Raw genomic sequence first — 21,009 nt, 5'->3', positions numbered from 1 at the left:
TTATTTAAAATCGAATGTATCAGGATTTGGTCCTACCCGAAAATGATCGTTCAGAGCATTCAAAACCGTCATTTCATCTTCAGAAAGAACGAAATCAAAAATGTCAGCATTACTTTTCATTCGTTCGGGCTTAACTGACTTGACCACTAATAAGATGTCTTGCTGGACATCCCAACGTAAGATTACTTGGGCTGGAGTAATATGATGCGCTTCAGCAATCTCTACTATAGTTGGGTGATTCAATAGTTTCCCTTGCATCAAAGGGGACCACGCTTGGATCTTTATTGCATGTTTTGCGCAGAAATTGCGTAGTTCAATTTGAGATAACTTTGGATGTAGTTCCACTTGGTTGAGAACGGGAATGACATTCGCATGTGTCAATAATTTTTCTAAATGAGTGATTTGAAAATTGCTAACACCAATCGCTTTGATTTTCCCCGCTTGATATAATTGTTCCAAAGCACGCCATGACTCTAAAAATGCATCTTCGCCAGGCCAATGGATTAAATAAAGATCTAGATAGTCTAGTCCTAGACGTGCTAAACTGGTTTCAAAAGCTTGGATCGTTTCGTCATAGGTTAAATGATCGTTCCAGACTTTGGAGGTTACGAATAGTTCTTCTCGAGAAATTCCAGCAGCTTTCAGCCCTTCTTTGATTCCGATTCCTGTACCAATTTCATTATCATATATTTGAGCAGTATCAATCAACCGATAGCCCTTTACAATGCCTTCTTTGACTACTTCAGCAGTTTGGGTATCAGGGATTTGAAAGACACCAAGTCCTATCCCTGGAATTTCTATTTGGTTATTTAACATGATTCGATCATTCAATGAATGGATCATCTATACTCCTCCTTTAATTTTCAATAGATATAATGTATACTAGATAGGCTCTAATAGATAGTACCTACTTTATTGTGCTATAGTGTCTAAAAAGTAACTATTGGATAGTAAAAGGATTTTAGGAGGGAAATATGATTGGAAAAACGTATAATATTGGTGTAGAAGCCACGATGGATGTTATCGGTGGGAAATGGAAACCGATTATTTTATGCAACCTGCGTCACAGTCCGCTTCGTCCCAGCGACTTAAAACGAAAAATTCCTAATCTTAGCCAAAAGATGTTGACTCAACAATTGCGTGAATTAGAAGCAGACGGTATTGTTGTACGAACCTCATATCATCAGGTTCCACCAAAAGTTGTTTATTCCTTAAGTGAATATGGTCAAACATTAAGTAGTGTGTTAGATGCGTTATGTGATTGGGGCGAACTGCATGTTACTACGTTGCAAGAGCAAGGAGTACCAATCAGCTTACGTTGTGAGGATTCATTTAGCTAAGTAATCAACGATTTAGAACGAGAAAGAAAATTCTTTGTCGTTTTTTTAATGTAAATCCATGTAAAAACGGGTATACTAAATAGTACTGAAAGAAGAAGAGGTTCAAATGAAATAGCATTGATTTGTCCTCGTCAGAAAGGGCGTATGGTTTTGTCAGAAAAACGAGAGTTATTTGAAAAATTGTTGGAACAAATCCAACTAGAAGAAGTGGAAAAAAATCATCCACTAATCTCTGCTGGCGAAATGGAGCGTGTAGTGGTTCACCGCAAATCAAGATTGTGGGAGTTTACCCTACACTTTACTCAAATTTTACCGATCATGCTTTATCGATCATTGCTCCAAAATTTGACACTGGCATTTAAAGATATTGCACAGATCAGATTAACTATCAAAGCTGATGATCAGCAGTTTGATGAAAAATTATTACAAGATTATTGGGCACAAGCTTTAGAAAGCCAACAATGCGATACGCCGTTGGCTCAACAAGTTTTAAAAACACAAGTCCCTATATTGAAGGAAAAGAAAATTGTCTTGCCAGTCGATAGCAATGGCGCGATTAATTATTTAAAGCAACAATATCTACCTTTAGTTGAAACGCTGTTTGTCAGCTACGGGTTCCCTAAATTTCGTATCGAACCTGAAATTGATGAAGAACAAGCAGAACGTGTGCTAAAACTGTTTGAAGAGCGGAAGCAAGAACAAGCAGAAGCGTTCATGAAGCAAGCTGCGGAAAGTTTGATTGTCCATGAACAAAAGAAAAAAGAAAGAAAAGAGCAACTTCCTGTACTAGATGGACCGATCCAGTTAGGTCGTAATATTCCAGCAGATGAACCGACAATACCAATGATCAATATCGTTGAAGAAGAACGTCGTGTGACCTTGGAAGGCTATGTATTTGATAAAGAAGTGCGTGAGCTACGTTCAAAACGTAAGATCCTAACGTTAAAAATCACCGATTATACTTCTTCTTTTATTGTTAAGAAATTTTCAAATAATGAAAAAGATGAACAAATCTTTGATGCAATCAGCGTAGGAAGCTGGTTAAAAGTTAGAGGAAGTATCCAAGAAGATACATTTGTGCGAGACCTGGTGATGAATGCACAAGATATCATTGAGGTGAAGCATGCACCTCGTAAAGACTATGCTCCTGACGATGAGAAACGAGTGGAATTACATGTTCATAGTAATATGAGTACGATGGATGCAACCAATAGTATCTCTGACCTTGTGGCTCAAGCTGGAAAATGGGGACACAAAGCGATTGCAATCACGGATCATGGAGGGGCACAAGCATTTCCTGAAGCGCATAGTGCCGGTAAAAAAGCAGGCGTAAAAATTCTTTATGGGGTTGAAGCCAATGTTGTAGATGATGGTGTGCCGATTGCTTACAATGATGAACATGTTTCTTTGAATGAAGGAACATATGTCGTATTTGACGTGGAAACCACTGGACTATCTGCTGTTTATGATACGATCATCGAATTAGCTGCGGTCAAGATGTATAAAGGGAATGTCATTGAAAGCTTTGATGAATTTATTGATCCTGGACACCCACTTTCCCGCACAACGATTGATCTAACTGGGATCACAGATGAAATGGTACGAGGATCTAAATCAGAAGAAGAAGTCCTACGTCTGTTTCTCGAGTTTTCAAAAGATTCGATTCTGGTCGCCCATAATGCCGCGTTTGATATGGGATTCTTGAATACAAGTTATGCAAAATATGGAATTCCAGAGGCGACGAATCCAGTCATCGATACGCTGGAATTAGCCAGATATCTGTATCCTCAATTTAAACGATTTGGTCTAGGTGTGTTATCTAAAAAATTTGGTGTCAGTCTTGAACAGCATCACCGAGCGATTTACGATGCTGAAGCGACAGGTCATTTAGCATGGATTTTCGTTAAAGAAGCAATGGAAAACCATGAGATGCTCTACCATGATCAACTCAATGCTCATGTGGGAGAAGGCGATTCGTATAAACGAGCAAGGCCATTTCATGTGACGATCTTAGCGAAAAATCAAGCTGGATTAAAAGATTTATTCAAATTAATCTCGATGTCGAATGTGGAATATTTTGAACGTGTCCCACGTATTCCTCGTTCACAACTGAAGAAATTACGTGAGAATCTTTTCATTGGCTCTGCTTGTGATAAAGGTGAGATTTTCGAAGCAATGATGCAAAAAGGAATTGAAGAAGCTAGAAATCGAGCAAAGTTTTATGATTATATTGAAGTGATGCCAAAAGCGGTCTATGCACCATTGCTTGAGCAAGAACTAGTCAAAAATGAACATGATTTAGAAGAAATCATCAAAAATCTAGTTGAAATCGGAAAGTCATTGGACAAAATCGTCGTTGCTACTGGGAATGTTCATTACCTTAATGAAGAAGATGCAATCTATCGGAAGATTTTGATTAATTCAATGGGTGGGGCTAATCCGTTGAACCGACATAGTTTGCCTGATGTGCATTTTAGAACAACAGATGAGATGTTGACTGCTTTTAACTTTTTAGGAAAAGATCTAGCGAAAGAAATCGTCGTTGACAATACGAATAAGATTGCTGACCTTTGTGAAGAGGTCATTCCGGTGAAAGATGATTTGTATACGCCAAAAATTCCTGGATCTGAAGAAGAGATTTCTGATTTGAGTTATACCAGAGCTAAACAGTTGTACGGTGATCCATTACCAGAAATCATTGAAAAACGATTAGAAAAAGAATTGAATTCGATCAACGGGAATGGGTTTTCTGTGATCTATTTGATTGCGCAAAAACTGGTGCATAAAAGTAACGAAGATGGTTATTTAGTTGGTTCACGTGGATCAGTTGGTTCTAGTTTTGTTGCAACGATGACTGGGATCACTGAAGTAAATCCATTAGCCCCTCACTATTATTGTCCTGATTGCCAGTATTCAGAATTCTTTGAAGATGGTACTTACGGTTCGGGGTTTGATATGCCTGAAAAAAAATGTCCGAAATGTGGCGCACGATTAAATAAAGATGGCCATGATATTCCTTTTGAAACGTTCTTAGGGTTCCATGGAGACAAAGTACCAGATATCGATTTGAACTTTTCAGGTGATTACCAAGCAGAAGCGCACAACTATACGAAAGTTTTGTTTGGGGAAGAATATGTTTATCGAGCAGGAACAATCGGTACAGTTGCCGATAAAACAGCTTATGGCTTTGTTAAAGGTTATGAGCGAGATCATAATTTACAATTTCGCAGTGCTGAAGTTGATCGATTAGCCAAAGGTGCGACTGGCGTGAAGCGAACGACTGGACAACATCCAGGGGGGATCATCGTTATTCCCGATTACATGGACGTATATGATTTTACACCGATCCAATATCCAGCAGATGATCAAAATTCAGAATGGAAAACAACGCATTTTGATTTCCATTCTATCCATGATAATGTACTGAAGCTTGATATTCTGGGACATGATGATCCGACAGTAATCCGTATGTTGCAGGATTTATCGGGAATCGATCCACAAACGATCCCAACTGACGATCCAGAAGTAATGAGAATTTTTGCCGGTCCAGATGTCTTGAACGTTACCAGTGAACAGATTTATTCTAAAACAGGGACACTAGGTATCCCAGAGTTTGGGACACGCTTTGTTCGGGGAATGTTGGAAGAAACACATCCAACGACTTTTGCTGAACTCTTACAGATTTCCGGATTATCACATGGGACCGATGTGTGGTTAGGCAATGCAGAAGAATTGATCAAACGTGGGGATGCAACTTTGGCTGAAGTAATTGGTTGTCGGGATGATATCATGGTTTACTTGATCCATGCTGGATTAGATAGTGGGATGGCTTTTAAGATTATGGAAACCGTTCGTAAAGGGCTATGGAACAAGATCCCTGATGAATTACGAGAAACCTATCTATCCGCCATGAAAGAAAACAATGTTCCTGATTGGTACATTGATTCTTGTTCTAAAATCAAATATATGTTCCCAAAAGCCCATGCAGCGGCTTATGTTTTGATGGCCTTACGTGTAGCTTATTTTAAAGTCTATTTCCCTATTTTATACTATTGTGCCTATTTCTCAGTTCGAGCGGATGATTTTAATCTTGTGGCTATGTGTAAAGGGAAAGATGCGGTAAAACAAGCGATGAAAGAAATCACAGATAAAGGTTTGGATGCCTCAGTCAAAGAGAAAAATCAGTTGACCGTCCTTGAATTAGCGAATGAAATGTTGGAAAGAGGCTTCCATTTTGGCATGATCGATCTATATAAATCAGATGCCGTGAACTTCGTGATCGAAGGAGACACATTGATCGCACCATTTAGAGCTGTCCCAAGTTTAGGAACAAACGTTGCAAAACAAATCGTTGAAGCACGAAAAGATGGACCATTCTTATCAAAAGAAGATCTTGCTACACGAGGAAAAGTTTCTAAAACGTTGATTGAGTATATGAACGACAACGGGGTATTGAAAGACCTTCCAGATGAAAACCAACTTTCCTTGTTTGATATGTTCTAATCAAGGGTTAGCGTGGAAGCTTGTCATTTTAAATGAAATATGGTATAGTTATTTATAGGTAATGATACTAACTGTGAGTGAGCGGAATTTTCGCTCACTCTTTTTAATGGAATTACGGAAGCAATTTTAAGGAGGCGAACTTTTTGAGTAGCGTCGTTGAAACAGTCACAGCAATGGTGACTCCGATTTTAGAGGAACAAAATTTTGAACTTGTCGAAGTAGAATTTGTGAAGGAAGGCAAAAGTTGGTTCTTACGAGTATTCATTGACAAAGATGGCGGAATCGATATCGAAGAATGTGCATGGGTTAGCGAAAAACTTAGCGAAAAACTTGATGCAGCAGATCCAGATCCTATCCCACAAGCTTATTTTCTAGAGGTATCATCTCCAGGGGCAGAACGCCCATTAAAAAAAGAGAAAGATTACGAAAAAGCGCTTGGAGAATATATCCATGTTTCTCTTTATCAACCAGTTGATGGAGAAAAACAATATGAAGGATTTCTCCAATCAGTTGATGCTGAACAGCTGATATTGAAAATACGCATAAAAACACGGGAAAAAGAATTAATTCTTGACCGAAAAAATATTGCCAAAGCTCGCTTAGCGATCCAATTTTAATCACGGAGAGGAAACAGAAAAATGAGTAAAGAAATGCTAAACGCATTAGATGCATTAGAAGCTGAAAAAGGGATTTCAAAAGAAATCGTGATCGACGCTTTAGAAGCTGCTTTAGTTTCTGCATACAAACGCCATTATGGTCAAGCTCAAAATGTTGAAGTTGAATTTGATCAAAAGAAAGGGAAAATTCACGTCTATGCTGTGAAAGAAGTTACTGAAGAAGTAATGGATTCACAATTAGAAGTATCATTAAAAGATGCGCTTTTGATTAATCCGGCATATGAGATTGGTGATACCATCCGTTTTGAAGTGACACCAAAAGACTTTGGACGAATTGCTGCACAAACAGCAAAACAAGTTATTTTACAACGTGTCAGAGAAGCAGAAAGAACCATCATTTACAATGAGTTCAGCGCGTATGAAAAAGACATTATGCAAGGTATCGTTGAACGTCAAGATAAACGATATATCTATGTAAATCTTGGAAAGATCGAAGCAGTTTTATCGAAACAAGATCAAATGCCTAATGAATTTTATCAACCGCATGATCGTATCAAAGTGTACGTTTCTCGTGTAGAAAATACGTCAAAAGGTCCACAAGTCTTCGTTAGCCGTAGCCATCCAGATCTATTACGCCGTTTATTCGAACAAGAAGTGCCAGAAGTTTACGATGGGATCGTTGAAATCGTAAGCATTGCTAGAGAAGCGGGCGATCGCTCAAAAGTAGCCGTTCGTTCAAATGATGAAAATATTGATGCAGTTGGAACTTGTGTTGGACCAAAAGGCCAGCGTGTGCAAGCGATCGTGAATGAATTAAAGGGTGAAAACATGGATATCGTTGAGTGGAACGAAGATCCAGCGGTATTTATCACGAATGCTCTGAATCCAGCGCAAGTGATCGATGTGATTTTTGATGAAGAAAATCCTAAAGCTTGTACCGTTGTCGTTCCAGATTACCAATTATCCTTAGCGATTGGTAAACGTGGACAAAATGCACGTTTGGCTGCCAAACTAACAAATCACAAAATCGATATCAAGTCAGAATCAGATATGGCTGAATATTATGAAAAACAAGCGCAAGATCAAGAAGTAGCTTCTGAAGAAGTCGCTCATGATGAAGCGATCGTTCAATCTGATTATACAGATGATGAATATGAAACGATTGCTTTCAACGATGAAACAGTTGAAAATACGGATCAAGATGCTTAACAATTAGCTTAGGAGGCGAAGAGATGAAACAAAGGAAGATTCCTTTACGCAAATCTGTGGTTTCAGGTGAAATGAAACCCAAAAAAGAGATGATTCGAATTACCCGTTCCAAAGAAGGGGAAGTATCGATTGATCCCACTGGGAAAATGCCAGGCCGTGGTGCGTATGTCTCACTTGAGCCAGCTGAGGTACAACAAGCTTGGGATAAGAAGATTCTTGATCGGGCGTTAGAAACGACTTTGACAGATGAATTCTACCAAGAGTTACTCGATTATGTAACCCATCAAAAAGCACGAAAAGAGCTATTCGGTAAATGAATGAAGGAAATCGGCAAAAAGCCATGAATCTCATTGGGTTAGCGATGCGCGCTGGTAAGTTGATTACCGGCGAGGAGTTGACCATTGCAGACATTCGTAAACAGAAAGCAAAGATCGTGTTTGTAGCAAATGATGCGAGTGAGAATACGAAGAAAAAAGTGAAAGATAAGAGTTCATATTATGAAGTTCCTTGCTTTGAACTATTTTCCGAAGCTGAAATCACGCAGATGATTGGGAAGCCTCGCAAAGTATTTGGAATCGTAGATAACGGTTTTGCGAAGAAAACCAAGGAGCTAATTGAAGGTTAGGAAGGTGATTGCATGAGCAACAAACGAATTTATGAACTAGCAAAAGAATTAAATCAGCCTAGTAAAGACGTTGTGGAAAAGGCGCAGCAACTTGGGATTAATGTGAAGAATCACATGGGAGCAATCACAACTGGTGATGAAAAGAAGTTGCAACAAGCGTTCAAAAAACCACAGACGAATAAAAAACCAGCACAGCAAGCCAGCCAAAAGCCAGCCACAAACCAGCCGAATGAACAAAAGAAACAAGAAACAAAAACGAAACAACAAAAAAATAACCGCAACTATCAAGATCGCGGTCAAGGGAGCGGTCAAGTGAATCAAGGAAAAAACCAATCAACAAACCAAAACCGAAGTAATAATGGAGGCGGAAATAACCAAAACCGTCAAGGAGCAACACAAAGTGGCAATCAAAACCGCCAAGGATCAACACAAGGCGGAAACCAAAATCGCCAAGGATCAAACCAAGGTGGTAACCAAAACCGTAACAACAATAATAATCGTGGTAAATTTAACAATAACAACCGCAATCGTTTTAACAAAAAAGGGAAAAAAGGAAAACAACAAACTTCCAATAAACCTGCTGTACCACCACGTAAATTCCGTGAGTTACCAGAAGTATTAGAGTATACTGAAGGCATGAACGTTGCGGATATTGCGAAGAAAATCCATCGTGAACCAGCAGAGATCATCAAAAAATTATTTATGCTTGGCGTAATGGTCAACCAAAACCAAGCACTAGATAAAGATACGATTGAACTCTTAGCAACAGATTATGGGATGGAACCACAAGAAAAAATCCAAGTAGATATCGCAGATATCGACAAATTCTTTGAACCAGAAGAATTAAATCCTGATACATTGGTTTCTCGTCCACCAGTTGTAACAATCATGGGACACGTCGACCACGGGAAAACAACATTACTTGATACATTACGTCATTCACGAGTAACAAGTGGCGAAGCTGGTGGGATTACACAACATATCGGTGCCTACCAAATCGATATCGATGGCAAACCAATCACATTCTTAGACACACCTGGGCATGCTGCATTTACAAGTATGCGTGCGCGAGGAGCAAGCATCACTGATATCACGATCTTAGTTGTAGCAGCAGATGACGGTGTTATGCCACAAACAGTCGAAGCAATCAACCATGCGAAAGCAGCTGGCGTACCAATTATCGTTGCTGTTAATAAGATTGATAAACCAGGGGCAAATCCTCAACACGTGATGCAAGAATTAAGTGAATATGAATTGATTCCAGAAGCTTGGGGTGGAGAAACGATTTTCGTTGAAATCTCTGCTAAATTTGGTCAAAATATTGACGAATTGCTAGAAATGATCTTGCTGGTTGCGGAAGTAGAGGATCTAAAAGCAGATCCTAAACAACGAGCAATTGGTACAGTAATTGAAGCACGTCTAGACAAAGGAAAAGGACCTGTTACAACATTACTTGTTCAACAAGGGACTTTAAACGTAGGTGACCCAATTGTAGTAGGAAATACCTATGGACGTGTGCGTGTGATGGTCAACGACTTAGGTCGTCGTGAAAAATCTGCTGGACCAGCAACACCAGTTGAGATCACTGGGTTAAACGATGTGCCACAAGCAGGTGACCGCTTTGTTGTCTTTGAAGATGAAAAAACTGCTCGTGCAGCCGGTGAAGAACGTGCCAAACGTGCGTTGTTAGAACATCGTGCGATCACTAGTCGGGTAACATTGGACAACTTGTTTGAAAGCTTAAAAGAAGGCGAATTAAAAGAAGTAAATGTTATCATTAAAGCTGATGTACAAGGTTCTGCAGAAGCATTGGCTGCTTCATTGCAAAAGATCGATGTAGAAGGCGTACGTGTGAAAATCGTCCATTCTGCAGTTGGTGCCATCAATGAAAGTGATGTAACCCTGGCAGCAGCAAGTAATGCGATCATCATTGGGTTCAATGTTCGTCCTACACCACAAGCTAAAATTCAAGCGGATAATGAAGAAGTGGACATTCGTTTACACCGAATCATTTATAAAGCAATCGAAGAAATCGAAACGGCGATGAAAGGGATGCTAGATCCAGAGTTTGAAGAAAAAATCACTGGTCAAATGATCGTTCGAGAAACATTCAAAGTATCAAAAGTTGGAACGATCGCTGGGGCTTATGTCACAGAAGGATACATTCGACGTGATAGTGGCGTTCGCGTGATCCGTGATGGTATCGTCATTTACGAAGGACAACTAGCTAGCTTGAAACGTTTCAAAGACGATGTAAAAGAAGTTAAAATGGGTTATGAATGTGGTGCAATGATCGAAAAATTCAATGACATCAAAGTCGATGACGTCATCGAAGGCTTCATTATGGAAGAAATCAAAACAAATTAATTTTAGGAGGCCGCTCAATATGGCAAACTATCGAGACCGCCGAGTCGGTCAAGAAATTTTAAAAGAAGTAAATGATATTTTACGCAAAAAAGTTCGTGATCCTCGTGTAGAAAACGTGACAATCACTGATGTCCACGTTACGGGAGATCTACAACAAGCAACCATCTATTATAGTATTTTATCTGACTTAGCTTCAGATAAGAAAAAAGCACAGGAAGGCCTAGCAAAAGCAAGTGGACTGATTCGCCGTGAATTAGGACACAACTTAAGCATCTATAAAACGCCTGAATTAACTTTTGAATTAGATGAGTCAGTGGGGTATGGTAACCACATTGATGAGTTGCTTCGTAATTTAAATAAAGATTAAAACAAAAAGAGCTATAAACCTTAAGAAGTGGGGTTATAGCTCTTTTTTAGTAGTTTTTTTAGTTTTAGCTTTTTATAAAGCAGAGATACCGCAGTTACACCATCATCCAATTTTTTAGAAAAAAAGTTCAAACTACACAATGCAAGTAGTTTAAAATGACAAACGCACAGTACCATAATTTTACTGTACAGAATACATGAGAAAAAAATGAACAATTTGTACGTGTCTCGAACAGGTTGTGAAAGAAGCGGTCAACTCCAAACGAATAAGAGAGAATCTTTTAAAATAGCTTTTCTTATTTTGAAAAATTCTCTCTTATTTTTAAGAAGTGGCTTCTTGGACACCATTTATTAAGAGTTAGATTTATACTTCAGACTCTTTTCGAGATTCGTATATGATCCTCAGTTTTTTGTTTTGGGGAAGACTAGGATCATTTATTCCTTAAAAGCTGCGACTCGTTTTAATCAAAGGCTGCAAATGAAGGATTCAAGCTTGCCTTTGTCTAAGAGAATAACATGAATTGTATTTACAGGTTTGTGAAGTTTTATTACAAGTTTGTTGCCAAATAATAAAAACGTAGCGAAAAAAGGTAAAATCGTCACATTATTGTGGGATGTGTTATAATGACAAAGTTGATATTTTATTGGATAGGGAGAAAAAACATGGACGGATTATTACCTTTGTGGAAAGAACGTGGCATGACAAGTCATGATTGTGTATTTAAATTAAGAAAAATCTTACATATGAAAAAAATTGGTCATGGTGGTACGTTAGACCCTGATGTTGATGGTGTGTTACCGATTTGCCTTGGAAAAGCGACTAAAGTTATCGAATATTTAAGCGATGCAGGAAAAGTATACCAAGGAGAGATTACATTAGGATTTAGTACAACGACAGAAGACAAATCTGGTGAGGTCGTCGAAAGTAAAACAGTTGATCGATTAATCAGTGATGAAGAAATTGATGAAACGATGAAAAGTTTTATCGGGGAAATCACTCAGATACCACCGATGTATTCAGCTGTCAAAGTGAACGGCAAACGTCTTTATGAGTATGCCAGAAACAATGAAACAGTTACACGTCCCGTGCGTAAAGCGCAGATTGAACGTTTTGAAAGAACAAGTGACGTGCATTGGGACCAAGAGAAGGGGTTGCTATCTTGGCGTTTTGAGGTAGTATGCGGGAAAGGGACTTATGTACGAACGCTTGCTGTTGATACTGGGAAAAAATTAGGCTATCCTGCTCACATGTCCGATCTAACTCGAACAGCTAGTGGAGGAATGAAGAAGGAGCAGGCAATCACTTTACAGCAAGTAGCAGATTATATGCTTGCAGGAACCTTTGAAGAACATTTATTGCCACTAGAAGCTGGTGTTGCTCGTTTTAAGAGAGTAGACATTAGTGATCGTGTTTGGGAAAAAGTTAAAAATGGTATGCGCTTAGATTATCAGGTATTTAACTTAGCAGAAATGCCGACAGAAGAGATCGCACTTTTTTACCAAGACAAAGTAGTAAGTATTTACCAGCCAAATCCAAAAGAAAAAAATAAATTAAAACCAAGCAAAGTGTTGAGGAATGAGGTATAAAAATGAAAATTATCAAAATTAGACATCCTTATCAAGCAGATCAGATCCCACCAGAAGACGTTGTACTTGTTTTAGGCTTTTTTGACGGGGTACATCTAGGCCATCAACGTGTTATCAATCGGGGAAAAGAAATTGCTAAAAAAGAAGGATTGAAATTAGCTTTGATGACTTTCAACCAACATCCTTCAATCGTCTTCAAAAAAATAAATCCAAGTCAAGTAAAATATTTGACTACTCTGGAACAAAAAGAAGAAAAAATGGCCTTATTAGGTGTTGATTATTTATACGAAATCGATTTTACGTCATCGTTTGCTCATTTAGCTCCACAAGAATTTGTTGATCAATATATCGTAGGACTTCATGCAAAATATGCTGTTTCTGGTTTTGACTATACTTACGGACCTAAAGAAATTGCAGATGTAGCGCACTTACCAAGTTATGCAAAAAATCGATTTGAAATCATCACTGTACCAAAAGAAGAAGACAGTGGCGAGAAGATTAGTTCGACACGGATACGTGAATTATTAAACGCAGGAGAAATAAATGAAGTAACGCGTTTATTGGGGGCTGCTTACGAGGTCGAAGGGGTGGTAGTCCATGGCGATGCTCGTGGCCGCCTGCTAGGATTCCCAACAGCTAACATCAAAGTTAAAAGTACTGTTCATCTTCCAAAAGAAGGTGTCTATGTTTCAGAGATCAAAGTTGGTGAAACGTGGTATCAAGCAATGGGATCAATCGGTCATAATGATACCTTTGGTGATGATCGTGAACTTACCGTTGAATTATATATTTTAAATTTTGCTCAAGATATCTATGGAGAGCATGTAAAAGTCCGTTGGCATCATTTTTTGAGAAACCAAGTGAAATTTCCAAACGTTGAATCGTTGATTGAACAACTGAAAGCAGATGAAAAAGCGACAGCGGACTATTTTAAATAAAAGTATTGAATTTAACTGAAGACAATAAAAAAGCCTTTTTTGGTGAAATCATTCGAGTCAGCAAGTAGCTTGCTGACTCTTTTATTATAGAAAAAAGTAAATCGATCGAATAAGCGTATCGTTTGCCTAAAAGACAGGGTGCTATTGTACACTTGATATAGGAAGTATGCAGTAGGTGAAAAAGAAGGGTGGAAAGTATATGTATAAAGATCTAACAAATAAGGTGGCAGTAGTAACTGGAGGATCAAAAGGGATCGGTAAAGCAATCTGTGAACGCTTTGGTAAAGAAAAAATGTGTGTGGTTGTCAACTATCATTCGGATGAAGAAGGGGCACAAGAAGCAGTAGCCGAGATCGAAAAAAATGGTGGCAAAGCAGTAGCTGTCGAAGCGGATGTCAGTACAGAAGAAGGGATGGATCGTCTGCTCAAAGCAGCAATCGAAACATTCGGAAGTTTAGATATCTGGGTCAATAATGCTGGTATGGAAACGCAAAAACCAACCCATGAGCTGGAATTAGAAGATTGGGAGAAAGTGTTAAAGGTGAACCTAACAGGCGTATTTTTAGGGACAAAAACAGCGTTGAATTATTTTAAAACTCATCAGATCAAAGGTAATATTATCAATATGTCCTCCGTTCACGAACAAATCCCTTGGCCGACATTTGCTCATTACGCAGCATCAAAAGGCGGTGTCAAGCTGTTTACAGAAACAGTAGCCATGGAGTACGCACCAGAAAATATTCGAATCAACAGTATTGGACCAGGGGCGATCAAAACTCCGATTAATGCAGAAAAATTTGAAGATCCAAAAGAAAAAGAAATTCTAGAAAGCATGATACCAATGGAACGAGTGGGTAAACCCGAGGAAGTCGCCGCCGCTGTTGCTTGGCTCGCTTCTAATGAATCCAGTTATGTGACAGGAATTACTTTATTTGTAGATGGTGGCATGAAACTATATCCATCCTTTCAAGGTGGTAAGGGTTAAAGCTACTTACCATTATTATAGAAACAAGAAATATGGGAAATAATAAATTCAGAATCTAAAAAAACAGTAAACGACATTCAAAGAGCTGACCTTTGCCAATAAGAAAAAAATCCACAAAACATGGGGAGCTGTTTCGAGATTTTTATCTTGATTGCTCCTACGTTTATTCGTCTTAGTTTTTACTTGGTGAGTATTCAGGTCAAACGCTCTTTTCGCAATCTCTTATGCACGGTGCTTATGCATCCAGTTCTTGAAATAAGCCTGAATTTTTTGAAACATGGGAAGCTGTTTCAAAAAATTCAGGCTTATTGTCATCAGAGCAGATCGTTTCTTTCACAGTCTCTCTTTCAAAATAAAAAACTAATTCTTTTTTAGTGAAATGGATGTTTGTTTTTGTAGTTGTTCATAGATCCATGACCCGAAATTAGTGACATAATTAAAGTTACCACCAATTAAGATATCATATTCATTTTCTTTGAAATGCGTGTATTGGATCAATCGATCATTTTTATTAGCATAAACCTCTGAATGATAATTAAAAAGTTCCTCTTTAAAGGCATCCATTTCGTGAAAATCATCTGTTACAAGAGATAATTTTAATGTGACAGGGACATCAAGCGTCACTTGATAATCTTTTTGGATCATTAGATTTTCCTTGTCACCGTAAAGGAAATCAAACAAATTTTGTTCAGAAAACTTCCATTTTCCTCCAACTTTTGTTCCCTTTAATTTCCCTTCGTGCAGATAGTTTCGAATTGAACGAGTTGTCACACCAAGTTGGTCGGCTAATTCTTGTACTGAATAATAACCTTTCAATATATCCCTCCTAAAAATTAAACCACTATTTAAACACCGTGGTATCGAATTAAAATAAAGTCCTTATGACCCAAAAGTTAGTTTCAGATTGATGAGGAATTAAATATACTTTATAGATTGTAATTATACTAAAATTCTTATGAAAAAAATAGATTTGTTCGTTAAATAATCGTTATGTTTAGAATAAAATAAACAGATAAAGCAGTGTTTTTCAAATTTAAACTTAAAAAATCGTTATTTAAAATAACTTAATGGAAATTTATGATCACTATGGAAATTTGAGGTGATGAAATAAAATAAAAACAAATTTACTTATAGATAGCAATGAATCCAATCAAATAAGTCAGAAGAACAAATCAACGTGTCTTAGAAATTTTAGCGTTATATAAAAGAAACGCATAAATTGTTTAATTTTTTTTATTTTATAACTAAGGTTTTAATAATTTTTCTCTCGAACCGTCATTGACAATATTTTCATTCAAAGTTTATACTATATTTAGGAAAAAAAATGAATATTATCGTGCTTTTTCCTAAAAGTTCAGAAAGGAGACTTGTTATGTTTACGAAACCTGTACTAAAAAAAATCTCTGGCAATGTTTTGTCCCCATGTTCTTGTGGGTTATTGATTGGTAACGGTTCTTAATCTAGTCTTCCGATGTCCATTTTTAATTGGAAAATAAAGTTGCCCTACAAAACTCCCCTGTTAAAAAGGCGACTTTATTTTCCTATTTAATATAGTCAAAATGTTATTATTCGTTTGTTATGCTAATAAAAGAGGTGAGTGATCTATGAAAATCAAGGAAAATTTATACGCGTATCCTTTTCTTGATGAAATGATTCTCCATAGTGTTCTAAGAAGCAGCTGGCTAGTGATTTCTAAAGAAGAGTTAGAGTTGGTGAAGCTACGAAAGTATTCAGCGTTATCCGAGTCTACGCAAAAAAAACTAAAAATCTTTCAGCTTCTATTAGACGAGCCATTAAAAGTAAAAAAAAATGAAGTCACCATTCCTGAAACCGCTTATTTGGCGTTGACACATCAATGTAATTTAAAATGTGTGTATTGTTACGCAGAAGCAGATATGACCAAGAACTATCCGGATCAATTGTCTTTTATTGAATGGTTCCAACTATTAGATCAATTAAAAGACTGTGGTGTAAAAAAAGTCATTTTTACTGGTGGAGAAATAGGACTGAATCATGATTCTTTAAAATATATCGATTATGCTTATCAACTAGGCTTATCGGTTGGTTTGATCACTAATGGAACCTTGATTGGAAAAAAAAGGAATGCACAATTCTTGGCAGATCGATGCGAATCAATGACCATCAGCTTGGATTCGATTGATAAAGAAGAAAATGACAAGAACCGTGGTAGAGGTTGTTATGAAATAGCAATGAGAGGTATCCGTAATCTTTTAGATATCGGTTTCCATAATATTTACGTTAATGCAACCGTTACCAACTATAACTTAAAATCAGTTGATCAAACGATTGAGTTTTTTAAAGAGAATGGAATCGCCTATAAATTAGGTGGATTTAGCGAATTAGGAAGAGGTAGTATGGCAGATATTTCATTATCTTTTGAAGAAAGAAAAGAAATCGAGTGCAAAGAAAAAAGTGCTCAACGATCTGCATTTTTAAAGCCATTTACAATTAAAGAATCTTGTGGTTTGGGTTTGGGAGAGTTCGTTATCAATCCAGTTGGGGATATTTTTGCATGTAAATTATTGGAGACAGATGACTATAAATTAGGTAATATCAGAAAAAACAAATTAGCTGATATTTATAACCATAAAGAGATAGAATTGCTTGAATCTCAAAATATCCATCATTTATCTGGTTGTCAAACTTGTTCTTTTCGCTATTTATGCGGTGGTGGTTGTCGTGCGCAACATTATTATCATACCAATGATATTCATGGAGTGGATCGCTCTGAATGTCAATTATTGCAAGAGTTAATAAAAAATCAAATGTATCGTATCTGGAAACAGACAGAAATGACCTGAAGGAGCGTGATTAGGTGAGACTGAACGGCGAATTGGCCTATGAGAAATTAGGGAACGACCTCTATCTTTCCTTGAATGATGAAATCTATCTTTTAGATAATGAAGTATCGATCTATATATTTGAATTATTAAAAACAAATGTAGCACTTAGTCATGTAAAAGAAAAAGTATTAATACGATTTGCTGATTCTGGTGACTATTCTAATGAAGAAAAAGAAAAATATATCACAGAGTTTATCTCAGATCTGATCAACAATCAAATTCTCTTACAAGATCAGGTCAATCAATGAAAACTAGCAAAAGAACAATGCGTTTATCAAAAGATAATCAACATTGTTCTTTTTTGCTTCTTTCTTCTGGCTTCACTCAAATTATCAAATGAAGCGTCATATTTCGGTAAAACTTCTCTTTGTCCGTTACAAGACTCAATTAGATAGAGAAGGGTCTAACTCAGTTCTTTGTTTAAAAATTAAACAATACAGTACGCCTATGATAAAGCCACTGATTGCTGGCAGGATAAAACCAACACCACTGGAAGCAAATGGAATCGTATGAACATACCAATTGGTTAAATTTGTTGTCAAATGATTTTGAATAGGTAATGCTTTGATACCATCAAATAAAGCAGGTATGGCTGTAAAGATTGTCGTCAATTGATAAACGATTCTGCGATTTTGGAAAAAGGCAGAGCAAAGTGCTGGGATGATCATTGCCATGGAAAGAGGATAAAGAATCATTAAAAATGGCATGGTCCAAGCAATAATGGTGTCAAGTCCAAAGTTTGCGGTAATAAAAGAAAGTAATGTAGTGATTCGTAGCCATCCTTTATAGCCGATCTTAGGGAAGCGGACAGAGAAATCTTGGGCAAATGAGGCAATCAATCCCATCGCAGAAGTGAAAACTGCTAACAGCGTCATCAAGGCCATAAAAATCAATCCCACTTTACCAAAATAGGATTGGACGATTTGAGTTAATGCAATCCCTCCGTTTTCGGAGATACCAAAGCGATTTAAAGACATCGTACCTAATGCAATAATCCCCAAATAGATACCACCACATAAAACCATCGTTAATAGACCAGATTTTACAGTATTTTTAGCAATCTGATCTTCATCATGAATCCCCATTCCTTGAAGCGCACGAATGATCGTAATTCCAAAAGCTAATGAGGCTAATGCGTCCATTGTATTATATCCTTCGATAAAGCCGTTGGTAGTTGCTGCTTGTTGGTAATCCAGTACAGGCTTGGCATCCAATGGCCCTAAGGGAAGAATCAAAGCGACGATAAACACAGCGAATAGTAAAATTAAAAATAATGGGTTTAAATATTTTCCAATGATTTTTAATAAATTTGATTCACGAGTTGATAAATAATAGGCTAAGCCAAAGAAAATAACCGAAAAGATAAATAAGCCAATCGTTGTATACTTTTCTGGTAAAATCATTCCTAAACTAAATTGATATCCTAATGCAGCAGTTCTGGGAGTGGCGAATAAAGGTCCTAAGGCCATATGGTTCATAATAAGAAATAAGGTACCATACCACGCAGCCACTGGTTTAGCAAAATCGTACAACCCGCTTGAGCGTGTTTTACTTAAGGCAATCAGTGCAGCTAAAGGTAATAAAGTAGAGGAGATCAAAAAACCAATCCCAGCAGATAACCAATGACTACCTGCAAGTTGACCTAAATGAGCAGGGAAAATAAGGTTACCTGCTCCAAAAAGCATTCCGAAAATGAGTGAAGCTAATAAAAATAATTTCTTTGTTGATAATTTTTCCATCATAAATAACTCCTTAATCGTTTAGTTAACATAAATGAAATGAAGCTAAACGTCTGACTCGTCTTTGTCTAAAAATTTGCATAAATCTTTTCCTTTCTTTGGTGAAAAAACACAAAAAGCCCGTTGGAATAATTATTCCAACGGGCAATTGACATTGCGGTACCACCGTTTTTTTTTGTTTATGAATAAACAATCTCTTAGCGACTCACTAATAGTGAAGCGCATTATCCGATAACGGGGATCGCCGGCACAAACTTCTAACGTCACTTGTGCATCTCCAGAGTTACTTTCACAAATAATAGACCTACGATTTTCCACCAACCAATCGCTCTCTAAAATGCTTATTATTCGTTACTCTCTCTATCAATGATTTTTGTTCATTATAGAAGCAATGATGGACAGTGTCAAGACAAAAAAAGTAAAAAATTGAATTTTCTGTCAATAGATTTGGGTGAAACGTTCACCATTGATTTTTTTCTTTCTTCTTAATTACGGTCAATTTTTATTGCTGTAAGAGTCTTCGTTAAGGACAGAAGCGTAGTTAAGTGTCTACATAATAAATAGTGAAACGAATACTTAATGGCTTGAAAAATGTGGTGGAATATTCTTTGAGATTGTTAGAAACAGCCAACTATTGTTAGCAAAGTATTTATTTGACTGTCTCTACAACAATTTTGAAATTTGATCTATCACACCGATTTGTTATCAGTCAGTCGTTCGATTCATCTTTTAAGACAAAAAAAGCAAAAATTGCAAGGTTAAACGGTTTCAAACGCCTTTTTTTAGAATGAATATAAGTAAAATAGGATTTACCCAATTGAGCGAAGATTAAAAAAAGGAGGTTTTGTTACATTTGCTGTAAAGAGAAAGGTGAGGGTAAGTGGATGAGAAAGATGACGATTGTTTTCTTTTTGTTCCTTATTTTTTTGACCATTGAGGCATATACGCGAACAATGATTGTCTACGCTGAATCTGTACAAAGCACAGCGGGGATCCGCTTTGTACCAAATCCTTCAAATGCATCATCAGAAGATCTGGCAAAAGAGAAAGACGGGCAGACAAAAAGAATGATGCAAAGAAAGCTCCCAAAAACAATTGATCAGCAGAGTAGTTCTTTGATGATCTGTGGTGGACTCATTGTAACAGCAACAGGAGGTTTCCTCTTACTGAGAAAAGGAAAGAAGGAAAAAAATGAAAAAAGTAGTTTTAACAATCGCACTATTTAGCACATTCGTTATTAGTGCGAAGGCAACAACCGTTTATGCAGAAATAGCCGATGATACTCATGGCACAAGTATCGCTAAAGTTGGGTTAGAGAAACAAGATGAAACGGATGAACCAACGGATCCAATTGATCCACCAGATGTACCAGGTACGTATATTCCCACAGGAAACACCGGTGCTTTACGTATTGACTATATCTCAAATATTGACTTCGGTACACAAAAAATCGCTAGTGAAACAAAAAACTATACAGCTGGGAATTCAGATGAATTTGTTGAAACACAAATATCTGATCTACGAGGAAATGGTGCAGGTTGGAACTTACAAGTTAGCTATGATAGTGAAAAAGCAGGATTTTATACTGAAAATGGTGTTGCGTTAGCTGGGGCTGAACTAAGCTTGCCAGCAGGGACAGCAAAAACGGTGACAGAGAATCAATCTCCGGCAGCTGAAACGGCAACGGTAACAGTAAATAAAGATGCGCAAAATATTATGTTTGCTGCCGCAACAACCGGTCTAGGGACTTGGGAAGATCAGATGTCAGCAGAAGCTGTTTCATTAAAAGTACCTTCTGGTAACTTGGCAGGAACTTATTCTGCCACACTTGTTTGGACATTAACAGACGCACCAGCTTAATCTAAAGGA

Annotated in this window: 18 protein-coding genes and 1 other annotated feature; of the genes, 15 read left to right on the top strand and 3 right to left on the bottom strand. The window is 37.4% G+C overall.

Going from position 1 to position 21,009, the window contains the following annotated elements:
- Positions 1-843, bottom strand: coding sequence for an aldo/keto reductase (locus IGL28_RS07945; protein ID WP_010718879.1), 843 nt, complete (start codon positions 841-843; stop codon positions 1-3).
- A gap of 131 nt (positions 844-974) precedes the next feature.
- Between IGL28_RS07945 and IGL28_RS07940 the strand changes: the two genes are divergently transcribed.
- The 11 genes from IGL28_RS07940 to IGL28_RS07890 all read left to right on the top strand — a co-directional run bounded on the left by IGL28_RS07940 (position 975) and on the right by IGL28_RS07890 (position 14,537).
- Complete coding sequence (locus IGL28_RS07940; RefSeq protein ID WP_063627248.1) at positions 975-1,340, top strand: winged helix-turn-helix transcriptional regulator; 366 nt, start codon at positions 975-977, stop codon at positions 1,338-1,340.
- 150 nt (positions 1,341-1,490) lie between these two features.
- The gene (locus IGL28_RS07935; RefSeq protein WP_034698557.1) at positions 1,491-5,843 is read left to right on the top strand and encodes a PolC-type DNA polymerase III; all 4,353 of its coding nucleotides are present in this window, start codon (positions 1,491-1,493) and stop codon (positions 5,841-5,843) included.
- Positions 5,844-5,986: 143 nt separating this feature from the next.
- Complete coding sequence (gene rimP / locus IGL28_RS07930) at positions 5,987-6,460, top strand: ribosome maturation factor RimP (RefSeq protein ID WP_010718882.1); 474 nt, start codon at positions 5,987-5,989, stop codon at positions 6,458-6,460.
- 21 nt (positions 6,461-6,481) lie between these two features.
- Positions 6,482-7,669 carry a transcription termination factor NusA gene (gene nusA, locus IGL28_RS07925; protein ID WP_010718883.1) on the top strand — a complete coding sequence of 396 codons (1,188 nt, stop codon included), beginning with the start codon at positions 6,482-6,484 and terminating at the stop codon, positions 7,667-7,669.
- 23 nt (positions 7,670-7,692) lie between these two features.
- A complete protein-coding gene (gene rnpM / locus IGL28_RS07920; protein ID WP_010718884.1) occupies positions 7,693-7,986 on the top strand; it encodes an RNase P modulator RnpM in 294 nt (97 codons plus the stop codon).
- Positions 7,983-8,294, top strand: coding sequence for a YlxQ-related RNA-binding protein (locus tag IGL28_RS07915; RefSeq protein ID WP_010718885.1), 312 nt, complete (start codon positions 7,983-7,985; stop codon positions 8,292-8,294). The genes rnpM and IGL28_RS07915 overlap by 4 nt, the downstream gene beginning before the upstream one ends.
- A gap of 12 nt (positions 8,295-8,306) precedes the next feature.
- A complete protein-coding gene (gene infB, locus IGL28_RS07910; RefSeq protein ID WP_053766744.1) occupies positions 8,307-10,661 on the top strand; it encodes a translation initiation factor IF-2 in 2,355 nt (784 codons plus the stop codon).
- Positions 10,662-10,680: 19 nt separating this feature from the next.
- The gene (gene rbfA, locus IGL28_RS07905; RefSeq protein ID WP_010718887.1) at positions 10,681-11,028 is read left to right on the top strand and encodes a 30S ribosome-binding factor RbfA; all 348 of its coding nucleotides are present in this window, start codon (positions 10,681-10,683) and stop codon (positions 11,026-11,028) included.
- 662 nt (positions 11,029-11,690) lie between these two features.
- On the top strand, positions 11,691-12,614 hold the full coding sequence (gene truB, locus IGL28_RS07900) for a tRNA pseudouridine(55) synthase TruB (RefSeq protein ID WP_010718888.1): 924 nt from the start codon (positions 11,691-11,693) through the stop codon (positions 12,612-12,614).
- 2 nt (positions 12,615-12,616) lie between these two features.
- Positions 12,617-13,552, top strand: coding sequence for a riboflavin biosynthesis protein RibF (gene ribF, locus IGL28_RS07895; RefSeq protein WP_010718889.1), 936 nt, complete (start codon positions 12,617-12,619; stop codon positions 13,550-13,552).
- A 199-nt stretch (positions 13,553-13,751) separates the two neighbouring features.
- Positions 13,752-14,537: a glucose-1-dehydrogenase gene (locus IGL28_RS07890; RefSeq protein ID WP_081127422.1), complete on the top strand. Its 786-nt coding sequence runs from the start codon at positions 13,752-13,754 to the stop codon at positions 14,535-14,537.
- 360 nt (positions 14,538-14,897) lie between these two features.
- Here IGL28_RS07890 and IGL28_RS07885 read toward each other — a convergent pair whose 3' ends face one another.
- Entirely contained in the window at positions 14,898-15,353 is a 456-nt protein-coding gene (locus IGL28_RS07885) for a helix-turn-helix domain-containing protein (RefSeq protein WP_081127423.1), read from the bottom strand.
- Positions 15,354-16,141: 788 nt separating this feature from the next.
- Here IGL28_RS07885 and IGL28_RS07880 point away from each other — a divergent pair.
- Both IGL28_RS07880 and IGL28_RS07875 read left to right on the top strand, forming a co-directional pair.
- Entirely contained in the window at positions 16,142-17,359 is a 1,218-nt protein-coding gene (locus IGL28_RS07880; RefSeq protein ID WP_179133700.1) for a radical SAM/SPASM domain-containing protein, read from the top strand.
- A 14-nt stretch (positions 17,360-17,373) separates the two neighbouring features.
- On the top strand, positions 17,374-17,649 hold the full coding sequence (locus tag IGL28_RS07875) for a hypothetical protein (RefSeq protein ID WP_010737768.1): 276 nt from the start codon (positions 17,374-17,376) through the stop codon (positions 17,647-17,649).
- 135 nt (positions 17,650-17,784) lie between these two features.
- Here the strand turns inward: IGL28_RS07875 and brnQ are convergent, their stop codons facing one another.
- Positions 17,785-19,143: a branched-chain amino acid transport system II carrier protein gene (brnQ, locus tag IGL28_RS07870; protein WP_034698322.1), complete on the bottom strand. Its 1,359-nt coding sequence runs from the start codon at positions 19,141-19,143 to the stop codon at positions 17,785-17,787.
- A 134-nt stretch (positions 19,144-19,277) separates the two neighbouring features.
- Positions 19,278-19,516 (bottom strand) — a binding site (T-box leader).
- A gap of 508 nt (positions 19,517-20,024) precedes the next feature.
- On the opposite strand from brnQ, the gene IGL28_RS07865 reads away from it, so the two are divergent.
- The gene (locus tag IGL28_RS07865) at positions 20,025-20,366 is read left to right on the top strand and encodes an LPXTG cell wall anchor domain-containing protein (RefSeq protein ID WP_081127425.1); all 342 of its coding nucleotides are present in this window, start codon (positions 20,025-20,027) and stop codon (positions 20,364-20,366) included.
- Positions 20,332-21,000 carry a WxL domain-containing protein gene (locus tag IGL28_RS07860; RefSeq protein ID WP_010718897.1) on the top strand — a complete coding sequence of 223 codons (669 nt, stop codon included), beginning with the start codon at positions 20,332-20,334 and terminating at the stop codon, positions 20,998-21,000. Before IGL28_RS07865 ends, IGL28_RS07860 begins: the two co-directional genes overlap by 35 nt.
- Positions 21,001-21,009 lie beyond the last annotated feature (9 nt).

Origin of the sequence: Enterococcus sp. AZ077, assembly GCF_051714965.1 — a bacterium.
In the GTDB taxonomy this organism is placed as follows: domain Bacteria; phylum Bacillota; class Bacilli; order Lactobacillales; family Enterococcaceae; genus Enterococcus_B; species Enterococcus_B hirae.
This window is presented reverse-complemented; position numbering and strand designations above follow the sequence as displayed.